We start from the raw sequence: 1,263 nt of genomic DNA on the forward strand, positions 1-1,263 counted from the left end.
TGGCCGCCGGCGATACGGCCGCAGTCTTCACGGCGATTGCGAAGGCCAAGGCGCGCTGTCATCTGGCCGCCGATGCTCCGGTGTGCAGCTGTTATGAAGCCGGGCGTGACGGCTTCTGGCTGCACCGCTGCCTGGAAGAACATCAGATCACGAACCTCGTGGTGGATTCTGCCAGTATCGAGGTGAACCGGCGCAGACGTCGCGCCAAGACCGACCGTCTTGACAGCGACAAGCTGCTGTCCATGCTGATGCGCTACTACGGTGGTGAACGCCGGGTGTGGGCGGTCGCGCGCATCCCTACTCGCGAACAGGAAGATGAGCGGCGAGTACACCGTGAACTCGGTCGCCTGCGGCAGGAGCGTACCGCCCACAGCAACCGGATCCGCTCGCTGCTGATACTCCACAACCTGCGAGTCGAGCGCATCGGTGGGCGCGCGTGGACACACTGGTGGGCGCAAAACGCCGCCCGATTGTTGCCGGGCTTGCGCGCTGAGATCGAGCGCGAATGTGAGCGGCTTTCGCTCGCTGCCAGGCAGATCAGGGCGCTCGAGGCACAGCAGCAGCACGAGGTGCGTAGCGGTGCGCAACCCGCAATTGCGCGGCTCGCGCACCTCGCGGGTATCGGAACCGGCAGTGCCTGGGTCCTGGTCAGGGAACTGTTCGGCTGGCGAGAGTTTCACAACCGCCTCGAAGTGGCCGCCTGCCTGGGCCTGGCCCCGACGCCCTATGCCAGCGGCACGAGTGAAGTTGAGCAGGGCATCAGCAAGATCGGCAACAAGCGAGCCCGATGGCTGATGGTGGAGCTGGCGTGGAGCTGGTTGCGCTTCCAGCGCAGCAGCCAGCTAAGCCACTGGTTCAACGAGCGCTTTGCCGGCGGCGGCAAGCGTGTGCGACGCATCGGCATTGTGGCGCTTGCGAGACGTCTCGCGGTCGCGCTATGGCGCTATCTGGAGTTCGGCGAGATTCCCCTCGGGGCAACCCTCAAGTCACCTGCCAGGAAGGTGCTGGCGAACTGAGCAAACGAACGTCGAGCGGCAACAGCGTCTGAAGGTTCGGCGCGCCCGGACAGTAAGCAGCGGGTTACCCTAGGAGGTAACCGTAGTTTTAGATGGGGCGCGTCCGTAATGGGGTGGTTCCTGCGCCTTGCGCATGCGGTATGTGGTGACCGGTCTGGTGGCCGGCACGGATAGAAGTTGGTCCGGTCAATTGTCCGGACTTCAGGCACCCCGACCTCACTGCTGCTCTCGCTTGATATGGAGGATT

Annotated in this window: 1 protein-coding gene; it reads left to right on the plus strand. The window is 64.2% G+C overall.

Going from position 1 to position 1,263, the window contains the following annotated elements; translation table 11 throughout:
- Nucleotides 1-1,016 (plus strand): IS110 family RNA-guided transposase (locus GNZ13_RS51025; RefSeq protein ID WP_172179036.1); only part of this gene is annotated, 1,016 nt, incomplete at its 5' end.
- Between the last annotated feature and the right edge of the window lie 247 nt (nt 1,017-1,263).

The organism is Paraburkholderia elongata, assembly GCF_013177735.1.
GTDB lineage: Bacteria > Pseudomonadota > Gammaproteobacteria > Burkholderiales > Burkholderiaceae > Paraburkholderia > Paraburkholderia elongata.